Source organism: Pseudomonas sp. PDM32 (genome assembly GCF_019219225.1).
Lineage (GTDB): Bacteria > Pseudomonadota > Gammaproteobacteria > Pseudomonadales > Pseudomonadaceae > Aquipseudomonas > Aquipseudomonas laurylsulfatiphila.
Genome location: NZ_JAHUWE010000011.1, coordinates 39,424 through 53,372 on the forward strand (window position 1 = coordinate 39,424; position 13,949 = coordinate 53,372).

The window sequence follows — 13,949 nt, forward strand, 5'->3', positions numbered from 1 at the left end:
GCCTTGCCTCACTTCAAACGACCCGATAGAAATTGCTGCAAACGCTCACTGTTCGGCCGGTCGAGTATCGTAGCATCACCCTGCTCCTCGACCCGCCCCTGATGCAAGAACAACACCTGGCTCGATACCTGCCGGGCAAAGCCCATTTCGTGGGTCACCATCAACATGGTTCGGCCCTCTTCGGCCAGCGCCTGAATCACCTTCAGCACTTCACCCACCAGTTCCGGATCCAGTGCCGAGGTTGGCTCGTCGAACAACAGGATTTCCGGTTCCACCGCCAGGGCACGGGCGATCGCCACCCGTTGTTGCTGCCCGCCCGACAGAAACGCCGGGTACTGATCGGCCACCCGTTGCGGCAGGCCGACTTTGTCCAGATACGCCCGAGCGCTCTCCTCCGCGGCCTTGCGACTCATGCCCAGGACGCGACACGGCGCCAGCACGATGTTCTCCAGCACGGTCAGGTGACTCCACAGGTTGAAATGCTGGAACACCATCGCCAGTCGCGTGCGCAAACGCTGCAACTGTTTTGGATTGGCAACACGCATGCCACCGACACCCTGGCGGGTGAGGACTCGCTCGCCATCCAGAGCAATGGCGCCTTCATCCGCCCGTTCCAGAAAGTTGATGCAGCGCAGCATGGTGCTTTTACCCGAGCCGCTGGCGCCGATCATGCTCACCACGTCCCCTGCCCGCGCGTTTAACGAGACGCCCTTGAGTACTTCGTTGTCACCAAAACGTTTATACAGATTTTCAACGGTGAGTTTGTACATGCGAATACTCCTGCAGCGGCACACCTGTCGGCGCCGCTCTGGATAAAAAATGGAAGTCAGTGCGCCGGACCGAGGAAGCTCAGCCAGCGCTTCTCCGCCAGGCGGAACGCGCCGACCAGCCCGAACGACAGCACGAGGTACAGCAGGCCGGCGATACCGAAAGCCTGAAAGGTCATGAATGTCGCGGCGTTGGCGTCCCGGGCGATTTTCAGGATGTCCGGGATCGTTGCGGTGAACGCCACCGAAGTCGCGTGCAACATCAGGATCACTTCATTGCTGTAGTACGGCAACGCGCGGCGCAGCGCCGAAGGCAGGATCAGTTGTAGATACAGGCGCCAGCCACTGAGACCATAGGCCTGCGCCGCTTCGATTTCACCGTAGGGAATGCTGCGGATCGCTCCGGCGAAAATTTCCACGGTGTAGGCGCAGGTGTTGAGGGTGAACGCCAGCAAGGTGCAATTCATCGCATCGCGAAAAAACGCTTCGAGCAATGGCTGTGAACGGACCACGGCAATGCCGTAGATGCCGCTGTAGCAAATCAGCAGCTGGATATACAACGGTGTGCCGCGAAAAATGTAGGTAAACAGCTGAACCGGCCAACGCAAAACGCCCCAACGCGAGACGCGTAAGATCGCCAGGGGCAACGACAGGAAAAAGCCCATGGCAATACTCGCCACCAGCAACCACAGGGTCATGGCCAACCCGGTGAGGGTTTCGCCGTCGCTGAACAGAAAAGGTTTCCAGTATTCGGCAATCAACTCGATCATCGCGCCATCCCCCGTACACCCTGGTTGTAGCGCCGTTCCAGCACGCGCAAGACATAGTTCGAAGCGCTGGTGATCAGCAGGTAGAGCCCGGCGGCCAACAGCAGGAAATCAAGCATGTTGAACGTACTTTTGCCGGCCTCCTGCGCGACTTTGACCAGGTCCGACAAACCGATGATCGACACCAGCGCCGTGGCCTTGAGCAGCACCAGCCAGTTGTTGCCAAGGCTCGGCAAGGCGAAACGCATCATTTGCGGGAACACCACGAAACGAAATCGCTGCCAACGGTTCAGGCCAAAGCACGCGGCGGCTTCCTGCTGGCCGCGCGGCACACTGAGAATCGCCCCGCGAAAGGTCTCGGTGAAATACGCACCGTAGATAAAACCCAGGGTGATGATGCCGGCCACGAATGGGTCGATTTCCATATAGGGCCAGCCCATGGCCTCGGTCAGGGCGCTGAGCCAGCCTTGCAGGCTGTAGAAAATCAGCAGCATCAACACCAGGTCGGGCACGCCACGGATCAGTGTCGTGTAAACGGTCGCCGGCAGACTCAACAGCTTCAGCGGCGACAGCTTGGCCGCCGCGCCGAGCAGCCCCAGCGCCATGCTCACCACAAGCGCGAGCGCCGACAGTTTGAGGGTGACCCAGGTGCCGTGCAGCAACAGAGGGCCAAAGCCTTGCAGGGCCGAAAGATCGAGCCCCGGAATATTCAGGAAGGAGTTCACGCCAGTCACCTGTCTTGATGCGCCGCGGTCGCTGCAACACAGCGACCGCGGCGCGAGGATCAGTTGTTGTAGAGGTCCAGGTCACCGAAGTGTTTCTGCTGGATCTGCGCGTAGATACCCTTGTCGTGCAGGGCCTTGATGGCGGCATTGAGCATGCCCTTGAGCTCTTCGTTGTCCTTGCGCACACCAATGGCGATTTCCGACGGCACCAACGGGTCGCTGATGCCTTCACTGTTCTGGAAGTCCGCCCCTTGTGGCGAGGTCAGGAAACTCATCTGCGCTTGCAGCTTGTCCTGGATCGACGCATCGAGACGGCCAAATACCAGGTCGGCATAGACCTGATCCTGATTCTGATAGGCCCGCAGTTTCACCCCGCCCGGCGCCAGCTTGGCCTTGGCGTAGGTTTCCTGAATCGTGCCCTGCATGTAGCCGATGGTTTTGCCGCGCAGCGACTCGGCGGTCGGCAGCAGACCGGAATCCTTGCGGGTTACGATGGCGGTCGGTCCGGCGTACAGGCGATCGGTAAAGTCGATCTGTTTTCTGCGCGCGTCGGTCACGGTCATCGACGATTCGATGGCATCGAACTTGCTAGCCTTGAGCCCCGGGATCAGTCCGTCGAAATCATTGCTGACCCACACGCAGGTGAGCTTCAGCTCGGAACAGATCGCATTGCCCAGATCCACACCGAATCCCTGTACACCGCCATCGGCCGTGGTGGATTCAAAGGGTGGGTAGCTTGGGTTGACGCCAAATCGCAGCTCCTTCCATTCCTTGGCACTGGCGCCCGTGGTGCAGCACAGCAACGCGAGTGCCGGCAAAGTCAGCCATTTGATGTTCATGTTCTTGAGTCCCGGATTATTTGGATTTATCGCGATCCGGCGCCTGCGTCGGACCACACTTTTTGACAGGGGCAGAGAGTCGATGCGGACTTCACCGCAGCCGTTTTTGTTGTTGTTATCGACTGGAAGCACCAGTCGTCGGAGTTGCACTCCATCTCAAGCAGCGAACGACAAGTGCTTGAAACGGACCGCCAGAATGCCAATTGCCGGGAGGGTGCTGGTGTCGTAACCCCCTGTTCAAACAGCGTGCCTGTGCTGAACGAAGGGGGTTCACAGCCGATTCTGTCGTCAGCTGCAAGTGACTGCTTCTCCACTTGATGGGAGCACCACAGCCAATGCGATTGCCTTTGAGGCGGGCTTCATCTGCATAACGATGAGTCGTAAAGGGTGCCTCGCCGATTCCGCTGTGCGCGGCCTGTTTTCGACTTCTCTGGCTGTATCCAGGGTCGGTATTGGCCGAAATCTTCTCGCCATTGCCTCGACAATAAGTCCGTTGCAACTGCATGGACCACCTCAGGTCGTCCAGACCGGCCCACTAAAAAGACGCGTAAAGGAACCCAATATGACCCGTTACATTGACGTAAATGATCTGAGCCTTCTCGTCCGGGAAAAAGGCTTGCCTCGCTGCCTGATCGAAATGGCCGAATACATCCGTCAAGACTACGTACGCTGGCCGGATTTCGAAAAATGCGCGCGCCTGGCGAACCACTCGCCGGAGGGTGTCATCGAGTTGATGCCCGTGTCTGATGCCTCGCTCTACGCCTTCAAGTACGTCAATGGACATCCAAAGAACACCCACAATGGCATGCTGACGGTCATGGCGTTCGGGGCACTGGGAGACGTCGATACCGGCAAGCCTGTGTTACTGAGTGAAATGACGCTGACGACCGCCATTCGCACCGCCGCCACCTCTGCGCTCGCGGCCCGCTACCTCGCCCGACCGGACAGTCGCCGAATGGCGCTGATCGGCAACGGCTCACAGAGCGAATTCCAGGCCCTGGCATTCCATACATTGCTCGGCATTACTGAAATCAGTCTCTACGACATCGATCCAGCGGCAACGGCGAAACTGGTCGCCAACCTGCGGGCCTACCCTGCCATACAGGTGAGTGTTGCCAAAACCGTCGCAGAAGCGGTACGGGGTGCCGATATCGTGACCACGGTCACGGCCGACAAGGCCTACGCAACCATTTTGACGCCAGAGATGATCGAGCCTGGAATGCACCTCAACGCCGTGGGCGGCGACTGCCCCGGCAAGACCGAATTGCACCGGGACATCGTGGAACGTGCACGAGTCATGGTTGAGTACGAGCCGCAAAGCCGAATTGAAGGAGAAATTCAGCAGATGCCCGCCGACTCTCCGGTTATCGAGTTCTGGAAAGTCGTCACTGGTCAGACCCCGGGTCGCCAGCATGCCGAGCAAGTCACCTTGTTCGACTCGGTCGGCTTCGCCATCGAGGATTACTCCGCCTTGCGCTATGTGCTGGATGTTGCAAAAACGCTCAACATTGGCAGCGATATTCAGCTGGTGCCGGAGCTGCAGGATCCGAAGGACCTGTTTTCGTTGCTGCTACCTTCAGAAGCTAACGATGTAAGGCTACGGGCTTAATTCAAGGCATTCACCTGGCGGCCCCTTAGGCTGCCAGGCGCAACCCTGAACCCATACACAGTCACCACATGGATTGGACCAGTAGAATTGCGAGGTCCATTTTTGCCCAAACGCTGAATAGTCGTTCTGCCCCTGTCCTCTCAATCCTTGCTCAACTTGGGAATCGCAATTCGACTACTGGTCTTGACCTCGCGCAAAGCCAGGCTGGACTGAATTGACGCAATTCCCACCTGACGCCTCAGCACCTGCTCGATAAAGTCACTGTAGCTATCAAGATCCTCTGCCAGCACTTGCAGCACGTAATCGGAATCACCGGTGATCTTGTGACAGGACAGCACTTCGGGCAGTTGCGCGATCACGGCTTCGAAGGCGTCCGGAGCGTGATCGGCGTGGGTGGAAAAACGGATGTGCACGAACGCCATGATGTCCAGTCCCAGCATGCGTCGATCGAGGTTGGCCTGATAGCCCTTGATGACACCCGCTTCCTCCATTCTTTTACGGCGTCGCCAGCAAGGCGTCAGGCTTAACGACAAGCGCTCGCTGAGCTCGGCGTTGGAAATGCTCGCATCTTCCTGCAGCAACGTGAGTATCGCCAGGTCGGTCTCGTCGAGACTGATGCGTTTGGATGATTTTTTCTGCATTACGCCATTCCTGAGTAAAAACGCCCGAACAATCTGCACAACCGCGAAAACAAAGCAAAGAAATCGCATCCCGGCCAGAACAGAATATTTGCACTGGCTCACAATAACGGATGCGCAGAATGTTTACAGTTTTCAGTGATTCTCACCGCTTGCACCACGGTACCGAATTGAAAGATGGCGTGCTCAAGCTGTCCTTCGAACAGCCCAGCCGAGCCGACACTGTCCATAGTCGAGTCAAGCAGGTAGGCCTTGGCCAGATCGTCGAACCGCGTGTGTTTGACCGCTCGTGCTACGTCAACGCACACAGCGAGCGCTATGTCAGCTTTCTGGAAAGCGCCTGGACAGAATGGTGTGCAACCGGACGTACTCATGATGCCCTGCCACTGGTATGGCCGGTGCGGGATCTGGCCAGCGAACAAGTACCGACTTTCATCGACGGCAAGCTCGGTTTCTATGCGATGGACGCCGGCTCGCCCATTACCGCCACGACCTGGCAAGCGGTAAAAACCAGTGCCGATATCGCCCTCACCGGTCTCGCGCTGATCGATGAAGGCCACGACAGTGCCTTCGCCCTGTGCCGCCCGCCCGGCCATCACGCAGCGCGTGAATACATGGGCGGCTACTGCTATCTGAACAACGCCGCCATTGCCGCACAGCAGGCCATTACCCAAGGCGCCCGGCGTGTTGCGGTACTGGACGTCGACTTTCATCACGGCAACGGCACGCAGAACATTTTCTACGGGCGCAGCGACGTCATGTTTGTCTCGCTGCACGGCGAACCTGCGGTGTCCTATCCGTACTACTCGGGCTACAGCCACGAAGTCGGCGCGGGGCACGGCGAAGGTTACAACCTGAACTATCCGCTGCCGAAGAACACCACCTGGGAAAGCTACCGCAACGCCCTGCTCCACGCCTGCAAAAAACTTCAGCAGTTCGCCCCTGAAGTGCTGGTCATTTCACTGGGCGTCGACACGTTCAAGGACGACCCCATCAGCCACTTCCTGCTGGAAAGCGAAGACTTCATCGGCATCGGCGAGCTGATAGCGGGTGTGGGCTGCCCGACCCTGTTCGTGATGGAGGGCGGCTACATGGTCGATGAAATCGGGATCAATGCGGTCAACGTGCTGCATGGTTACGAGAGCAAGCGCGCCTGAGTCATCCCCTGCCCCACAACGTTGCCATTACTGAACCGGAGAATAACAACATGACTCTTTTTATAGACGTCGATCATGCCGCACGCTTGTTCGCTAGCGTGGGAATCCGTCGGGCAATCCGCGAGATGGCCGTCTACATCGAAGCTGACTATTCACGCTGGGCGCAGTTTGACAAGTCGCCGCGCACCGCCAACCACTCGGCCGACGGTGTGATCGAGTTGATGCCGACCGATGATGGTCAGCAGTACTCGTTCAAATACGTCAATGGTCACCCGGAAAACGGTCAAAGCAACTTGCTGACGGTCATGGCCTTCGGTGTCCTGGCCGATGTCCACAGTGGCTATCCAACCCTGCTCAGTGAACTGACGCTGACCACCGCAGTGCGCACCGCCGCTACCTCTGCCCTGGTCGCGAAGTCCCTGGCGCGCCCGGATGCAAGCATCATGGCAATCATCGGCAATGGCGCCCAGAGCGAATTTCAGGCCCTCGCCTTCCATGAAATGCTGTCCATCAAGGAACTGCGCATATTCGATATCGACCGTGACGCCTCGCTCAAGTTGAAACACAACCTGTCCGCATTCCCGGATATCGAGGTGATCCTGGCCAGTTCGGTGCAGGAAGCGGTCAAGGGCGCGCATATCGTCACCACCGTCACCGCAGACAAAGCCTACGCAACGATCCTGACGCCCGAGATGATCGAGCCCGGCATGCATATCAATGCCGTCGGCGGTGACTGCCCGGGGAAAACCGAACTGCACGCCGACATCCTGCGCAATGCCCGGGTCATCGTTGAGTTTGAACCTCAGACCCGGATTGAAGGCGATATTCAACAACTGGAGGCCGACTTTCCCGTCGTCGAGTTCTTCCGGATTGTTCTGGGCGAAGTACCGGGGCGCGAGAGCGACGCACAGGTCACCGTTTTCGATTCGGTGGGTTTTGCCCTGGAAGACTTTTCGTCACTGCGCTACGTGCACGACCTGGCGCGCGAGCATGCCATCGGCGAGCGCATCCACCTCGTGCCGACACCGGCCAACATAAAAAATCTCTACCAGTTGCTCGATCAGTCGCCGGCCATCGCACCTTCGCGGCTGCGCACAGTCCGCTGATAACCCAAAGGGGGTGCCCCTGTGCAAGTAGCCCGGAGGCTCGCCCCCTGCCCACCCTGCCACCCGCAAACCAGCACCGTCACTAGCCGTTGCATCCCAAACAAGAACCCTCGACACCCACTTTTCTGCCAAAACTCAAAAACATAAAATCAAGAGGTTTTGTAATGAAATCGATTCCGTCCGGGCTGCCTGAACAGCCCGCGCTGCAGCGCACCCTCAGCAACCGTCACATTCAGTTAATGGCCATGGGAGGCGCCATCGGGACAGGCCTGTTCATGGGCTCCGGGAAGATCATCGCCCTCTCCGGCACGTCGATCATCCTCATCTACATGATCATCGGCCTGTTCGTTTACTTCGTCATGCGCGCCATGGGCGAACTGTTGCTCTCCAACTTGAACTTCAAAAGCTTCGCGGACTTTGCCGGTGCCTACCTTGGTCCGCGAGCGGCGTTCTTCCTCGGCTGGTCATACTGGCTGAGCTGGAGCGTCGCGGTGGTGGGCGACGCCGTCGTGGTCGGCGGATTCTTTCAGTACTGGTTCCCCGATGTACCCGCCTGGATACCGGCCATCGGCATGCTACTGACGCTGTTCGCCTTGAACGTGCTGACCGTCAGGCTTTTCGGTGAAGTGGAGTTCTGGTTCGCGATCATCAAGATTATTGCTGTCGTCACCCTGATCGGCGTCAGCATGGTGATGATTGCCAGTTCCTTTGTCTCACCCAATGGCGTCACTGCATCCCTGAACCACCTGCTGGATAAACAGGCAGCCTTCCCCAACGGCCTGTTAGGTTTCTTCGCCGGTTTCCAGATGGCAATCTTCTCATTTGCCGGCACCGAGCTGATCGGCACTGCCGCCGCCGAAACCCGTTCCCCCGAGAAGACCCTGCCTAAAGCCATCAACTCGATTCCGCTGAGAATCATCCTGTTTTATGTACTGGCGCTGGCCTGCATCATTGCAGTGACTTCCTGGCAACAGGTTTCGCCCAACAAGAGCCCCTTCGTCGAACTGTTTCTGGTTGCAGGGTTTCCCGCGGCAGCCGGTATCGTCAACTTTGTGGTGCTGACGTCTGCGGCCTCATCGGCCAACAGTGGCGTGTTTTCATCCAGCCGCATGCTGTTCGGGCTGGCCAGTCACGACAATGCGCCAGGGATTTTTCGACGGTTGTCGGGCAATAGCGTGCCGCTGCTGAGCCTGGCGTTCACCACACTGTTGATGCTGGTGGGTGTGCTGTTGCTGTTCATCGTTCCGCAAGTCATGACCGCGTTTACGATCGTCTCTACCGTGTCGGCGATCCTGGTGATTTTCACCTGGTCAACCATCCTTGCATCGTACATTGCCTATCGCAAAAGCCGTCCCGACTTGCATGCGCAATCGACCTACAAGATGCCTGGCGGCGTACCGATGGCCTGGTTCTCCCTGGCGTTCCTGGGCTTTGTTCTTTGCCTGCTGGCACTCAGACCTGACACCCGTATCGCTTTAATGGTCATGCCGGGGTGGTTCATCTGGTTGGCAATTGCCTACCGCTTGACCCATTCCAGGAAGCACAAACTGTCTGCTGGTTCGGCAAGTCAATACAGTTGATGTTCAGTTGGTGCCTTAACGTGCCAATGCAATGAAACGCGTTTGACCCAGGTGCCATTGGTTGAGCACCTGTAGTCAGAGAAATGCAAACGCAGGCCGTCAAGTAACACTGACGGCCTGCTCTGCGGGAGCTTTAGGCAAGTCGTGTCTGCTCACCGACGTCACTGCTCATCATGATGTGAATCACGCACCAGGCAATTGGCTGCTACGAACGCATCTACAGCTAAAAAATTAGTTGCTCCGGTATCACGGTGCAGGATTGTGCAAAAAGCTCACAGGAACCGAATAACGTAAAAAACAGCGGCACCGTAGTCTGGACACAGGCAGAGAGAACACCTCGCCTGCAACCGGAACTCAGTGCAAAAAACGTTGCCCTGACCTACCGGTACCAGACACTCAAATTACCGGAGTCATTGCCATGAAAACTTCAAACAAAATCTTCGTTCTCGCGACCTTCACAGCGCTTAGCCTGAGCGCATTTGCGTTGGAAAGCACGACCGCCAGGCCGCCAGTGAACGAAGCTCAGCAATGCAAAGAGGCAATGCGACCCTTCGTTGCTCAGGATGGTTCTGACCGTATCCTTGGGAAGCGCGTTGCCGAAGGCGGCTCGGATCGCACACCAGGAATGCAACAAGTTGGCTAACACATAATCAAAACCGTCAAAAAGCCCGGCAATAGCTGGGCTTTTTGATATTTAATAAAGCTGTACTGCCGAAAAAACGCCCCGACTCTCGCCACGCGTGATCAACTCTTGAGGAGTTTCCCTTGATCCAGTCCGATGCCGAAATTACGCAACGTCGAACCGAGCTGGCGTCCATCATTCAACGTTTTGCGCCCGAGTATGGTGTATTCGAGACGGCAGTGCCCCCGCTTCACTTCATCAGAAGTGATGCCCCTACAGATGCGATTCACACAATCCATAAACCAGGTCTATGTATTGTTGTTCAAGGTCGTAAAGAGGTTCGACTGCGTGATGAAGGTTACGTCTATGATCCGCTGAATTATCTCGTCGTTTCCGTGACGCTGCCTTTAGCGGGGCAAGTGATTGAAGCTTCTCCCGAGGCGCCATACCTATGCATCCGCCTGGATATTGATCCCTGCGAAATTACGCAACTGATCGCCGATGCAAGTCCGATCGGCGTGCCCAATGGTGCGCATAACCGTGGTCTTTTCCTCGATAAAATAGACACGTCGTTACTCGACGCAATGCTCCGCCTCGTGAGACTGCTGGAAAGCCCGGAGAATATTCCCACTCTGGCGCCGTTAGCCATTCGAGAAATATTCTATCGACTCTTGCGTGGCCAACAGGGCCAGAGGCTGCACGAGATTGCGATCGTCGACAGCCAGGCGCATCGCGTAACACGAGCAATTGAGTGGCTTAACGGAAACTACTCAAAACCCCTTCAAATCGATTCGCTAGCGAAACTCGTCAATCTGAGCACCTCGACGCTCCACCACAGGTTCAAATCCATAACGGCCATGAGCCCTCTGCAATATCAGAAGCAACTTCGTCTACACGAAGCGCGACGCCTCATGATCGCTGAAGGCCTTGACGTCGCAGCCGCTGGATTTCAAGTCGGATATGAAAGCCCATCGCAGTTCAGTCGCGAATATAGTCGTCAATTCGGCTCATCACCGACGCGAGATTTAGCAAAACTGCGGAGTTTTGCTTGATCGTTGGCGTGCAATCCACATGTTGCTGGCGCAGGCGTTGTTGAGTGCCGTTGCCAGCAAGCTCGGCGAGGCGTCCGTTTCAGCGTTGAAACATCGTGAAAGCCTGATCGACGAACTCAACGCTTCGCTGTAAGGCCGGGCCTGGAGGTCCGAGTACGATATGCACCGCTACAGCCGGTTCAAATACCCCACGGCGGTGCAGGAACAAACCTTGATTCGATCCATTGTTTGAAGGCAACCACCACGGCCGTGGGGAATTTGGCCGATGGCCTGACCAGATAGACCCCACCGGCAGTGTCCAATTGCCAATCCGCAAGGACACGCAACAACCTTCCGGCCGCGATATCACGACTCATCAACCAGTCACCGGCCCCTAGTATTCCCGCATCGGCGCGGGCGGCCGCCAGCAATGACTCACTGTCATTGGCTGTCAGGTTTCCTTTGGGTGTAATCGTCTGAAGTTCGTTGCCGCGATGGAGTCGCCACTGCGGAAAAGACGCAAGGCCACTGAAGCGCAGGCAATTGTGCTTGATCAGGTCCTGTGGCGTTTCGGGCAATCCGTGCTTTCGGATGTAAGCCGGCGAAGCGCACAGAATCCGGCGATGGTCGCTCAGCTTTTTGGCGATCAACCGGCTGTCTTCCAACTCGCCGATCCGTATGGCAGCGTCAAAACCCTCATCAATGATGTCCACCAGACGCTCACTGTAATCTGCGAGGATCGAGACATGAGGATAAAGCTCGAGAAACTCCGGCAGCATCGGACCTAGCCAACGCCGTCCCATCGCTGCCGGTAATGCAAGGCGCAAAGTACCTCGAACTTCGCTGGCGCCCTTCGCCGCTTGCTGCTGCGCTTCATTCATCAGCTCGATGGCAGAGCGAAGGCGTTGCTCCAGTTGGGCACCGGCTTCAGTGATTCGCACCTGCCGGGTTGAGCGCTCCACGAGCCGAACGCCGAGGCGCTTTTCCATGGCGGCGAGTCGTTTCGAGACGACCGTCGGGTGTCGCTGCAATAGCCGACCCGCACCGACAAACGAGCCTTGCGAAGCAACGGCCAGAAACGCAGCGATCTCGTCACTGGACTGACTGGTCAGAACATCAATATTCATGGTTTTAGAATGATCGCTCCCGATGAACGCCCCGACTCCAGGTCGGCATGTGCCAGCGCTGCGTCAGCCAGCGAGTAGCTTGCCCAGATCCGGGGCTTGATGATACCCGCACCTATGGCGGCCAACACATCCTGTGCGCGCTCCTGGTACTCAGAGGCGCTCGCCGTATGGGCGGCCAACGAAGGACGTGTCAGGAACAACGAGCCTTTGGCGTTGAGCGTGGACAGCTCCACGGCTGAAGGCGCCCCGGAGGAAGCGCCAAACGACACCATCAGACCCCGTGGTCGCAGACAGTCCAGAGAAGCCTGGAAGGAAGCGCGCCCTATGGGGTCATAGACAACGTCGACCTTTCTGCCCTCGGTGAAACGAGCGACCTGCGATGCCAGGTTGTCAGCGTCAAACACCAGGACTTCATCGCAGCCCAACGCTTGAGCTTTTTCGACACTGGCCGGCTTTGATACGACGCCGATTACCGTCGCACCCAAGTGCTTGGCCCACGGCACCATGATTTCCCCCAGCCCACCCGCTACACCGTAGAGAAGTATGGTTGTGCCCTGCCCCACGGGATAGGTGGCCTTCAACAGGTACTGCGCAGTGATGCCCTTGAACATGACGGCTGCTGCATCAGCAAACGACAATGCATCCGGAATCCTGACCAGCCGCTCAGCCGGAAAAAGCCGGGCCGAAGCATAGGAGCCAACAGGACCGGTGGCATAAGCGACGCGATCTCCAACTCGCACGTTGCTGACACCCGCACCCACAACGGCAACACGCCCAGCGCCCTCCAACCCCAGTCCGGATGGCAACGCAACGGGCACCGCGCCCTTGCGTTGGGTCACGTCGAGGAAGTTGACCCCAATGGCTGCCTGCTCAAGCCAGACTTCGCCGGGTCCTGGCGATTGTTCGCTCAATGTCTCCAGGTTCAGTACTTCAGGATTGCCAAACTGGTTGAATCGAATCACAGAGACCATGGTCATTTCCCCTTCAATCGGAAGCTGCCTTCACACAAGTGCTGCCAGTGTGAGTACTGATCTCCTGACGAACAAGGTAGGTTGATTGCAGATCATTAATGCACAGGTTGCAGCAATAACGTCACAGATACTACGCGTTACTGCGAGGTGTCCGGTTTCATCAGACCGCTCTACCTTTTGCACCCGCCCCTACCGTGAATCACCTCTGCTATCTGCAATGCTCAAATCGCACTTTCTTGCAGACTGCACGCACCAGTGGATGAACACGGATCGCAAGTCCTTGTTTACCGGCGTATTGGCTGGCCGATTCCCTTGGCACAGGAAATGCGATAGCTACCGGGACGCCTCAATGCCACACCCCGTTGAGGCTCAATTCCACGCTAGCTGAGGCAGCCAACATGAACGCGATTGACCTTCTGAAAGCCGATCATCAAACCGTGAAAGCCATTCTTGCTCAATTGAGCGAGTCGACTGATAAAGCGATCAAGAAACGCACTGACCTTCTGGATAAGCTGGAGATGGAGATTTCCATCCATACCAAACTGGAAGAAGAAATCCTCTATCCAGCCTTCAAGGAGGCAGGGACCAAGGAGCAGGACGTGATGTACTTCGAGGCGAAGGAAGAACATCGCACCGTCGACTCGCTGGTATTACCGGATCTGAAGCAGACTGATCCGGGCACGCCGGAATTTGCCGGGCGAGTGAAGGTCGTCAAAGAGCTGCTTGAGCACCACATAGAAGAGGAGGAAACCGAAATGTTTCCTCAGGCGAAAAAGCTATTGGGAAAATCCAGGCTGGACGACCTCGGCGAGCAAATGGAAGCGATGAAAGCCAGTTGCAAAAAGGAATGGGCTGCAACCCATATGGCAGCCTGAGGCGTACCGGGTCGTAAAGTACGGTCTACAAAGAGATGGAGCGAACAATAAGCAACCTGTGGCGAGGGAGCTTGCTCCCGCTGGACTGCGCAGCAGTCCCATTTTCAGGGCCGCTTCGCGCCCCAGCGGGAGCAA

General features: G+C 57.2%; 14 protein-coding genes. 7 read left to right on the top strand and 7 right to left on the bottom strand.

The features are described from left to right. Window positions 1–8: 8 nt before the first annotated feature. The 4 genes from KW846_RS20770 to KW846_RS20785 are packed head-to-tail and all read right to left on the bottom strand — an operon-like array spanning window position 9 to window position 3,098. Window positions 9–770, bottom strand: a complete 762-nt coding sequence (locus KW846_RS20770; protein WP_007986657.1) for an ABC transporter ATP-binding protein — start codon at window positions 768–770, stop codon at window positions 9–11. Window positions 771–826: 56 nt separating this feature from the next. Next, window positions 827–1,537: an ABC transporter permease gene (locus tag KW846_RS20775; protein ID WP_007974733.1), complete on the bottom strand. Its 711-nt coding sequence runs from the start codon at window positions 1,535–1,537 to the stop codon at window positions 827–829. Beyond that, window positions 1,534–2,259 carry an ABC transporter permease subunit gene (locus KW846_RS20780; protein ID WP_218484809.1) on the bottom strand — a complete coding sequence of 242 codons (726 nt, stop codon included), beginning with the start codon at window positions 2,257–2,259 and terminating at the stop codon, window positions 1,534–1,536. The genes KW846_RS20775 and KW846_RS20780 overlap by 4 nt, the downstream gene beginning before the upstream one ends. Before the next feature lie 59 nt (window positions 2,260–2,318). Continuing rightward, the gene (locus KW846_RS20785; RefSeq protein WP_218484811.1) at window positions 2,319–3,098 is read right to left on the bottom strand and encodes a transporter substrate-binding domain-containing protein; all 780 of its coding nucleotides are present in this window, start codon (window positions 3,096–3,098) and stop codon (window positions 2,319–2,321) included. A gap of 562 nt (window positions 3,099–3,660) precedes the next feature. Here KW846_RS20785 and KW846_RS20790 point away from each other — a divergent pair. Then, a complete protein-coding gene (locus KW846_RS20790; protein WP_218484812.1) occupies window positions 3,661–4,707 on the top strand; it encodes an ornithine cyclodeaminase in 1,047 nt (348 codons plus the stop codon). A 140-nt stretch (window positions 4,708–4,847) separates the two neighbouring features. On the opposite strand, the gene KW846_RS20795 is transcribed toward KW846_RS20790, so the two are convergent. Continuing rightward, entirely contained in the window at window positions 4,848–5,348 is a 501-nt protein-coding gene (locus KW846_RS20795) for an Lrp/AsnC family transcriptional regulator (protein ID WP_007974741.1), read from the bottom strand. A gap of 119 nt (window positions 5,349–5,467) precedes the next feature. Between KW846_RS20795 and KW846_RS20800 the strand changes: the two genes are divergently transcribed. The 5 genes from KW846_RS20800 to KW846_RS20820 all read left to right on the top strand — a co-directional run bounded on the left by KW846_RS20800 (window position 5,468) and on the right by KW846_RS20820 (window position 10,862). Further along, window positions 5,468–6,502: a histone deacetylase family protein gene (locus KW846_RS20800; protein ID WP_218484814.1), complete on the top strand. Its 1,035-nt coding sequence runs from the start codon at window positions 5,468–5,470 to the stop codon at window positions 6,500–6,502. Window positions 6,503–6,552: 50 nt separating this feature from the next. Beyond that, window positions 6,553–7,608, top strand: coding sequence for an ornithine cyclodeaminase (locus KW846_RS20805; protein WP_218484816.1), 1,056 nt, complete (start codon window positions 6,553–6,555; stop codon window positions 7,606–7,608). Window positions 7,609–7,772: 164 nt separating this feature from the next. Continuing rightward, window positions 7,773–9,188, top strand: coding sequence for an amino acid permease (locus tag KW846_RS20810; protein ID WP_218484818.1), 1,416 nt, complete (start codon window positions 7,773–7,775; stop codon window positions 9,186–9,188). A gap of 418 nt (window positions 9,189–9,606) precedes the next feature. Continuing rightward, window positions 9,607–9,831 (top strand): hypothetical protein, encoded by a 225-nt coding sequence (locus KW846_RS20815; protein ID WP_218484820.1) that lies wholly within the window; start codon window positions 9,607–9,609, stop codon window positions 9,829–9,831. 122 nt (window positions 9,832–9,953) lie between these two features. Next, entirely contained in the window at window positions 9,954–10,862 is a 909-nt protein-coding gene (locus KW846_RS20820) for an AraC family transcriptional regulator (protein ID WP_218484822.1), read from the top strand. Window positions 10,863–11,041: 179 nt separating this feature from the next. On the opposite strand, the gene KW846_RS20830 is transcribed toward KW846_RS20820, so the two are convergent. Both KW846_RS20830 and KW846_RS20835 read right to left on the bottom strand, forming a co-directional pair. Next, complete coding sequence (locus KW846_RS20830; protein ID WP_218484825.1) at window positions 11,042–11,968, bottom strand: LysR family transcriptional regulator; 927 nt, start codon at window positions 11,966–11,968, stop codon at window positions 11,042–11,044. Beyond that, entirely contained in the window at window positions 11,965–12,939 is a 975-nt protein-coding gene (locus tag KW846_RS20835; RefSeq protein ID WP_218485140.1) for a quinone oxidoreductase, read from the bottom strand. The genes KW846_RS20830 and KW846_RS20835 overlap by 4 nt, the downstream gene beginning before the upstream one ends. Window positions 12,940–13,337: 398 nt before the next feature. Between KW846_RS20835 and KW846_RS20840 the strand changes: the two genes are divergently transcribed. After that, the gene (locus tag KW846_RS20840; protein ID WP_218484826.1) at window positions 13,338–13,814 is read left to right on the top strand and encodes a hemerythrin domain-containing protein; all 477 of its coding nucleotides are present in this window, start codon (window positions 13,338–13,340) and stop codon (window positions 13,812–13,814) included. Window positions 13,815–13,949 lie beyond the last annotated feature (135 nt).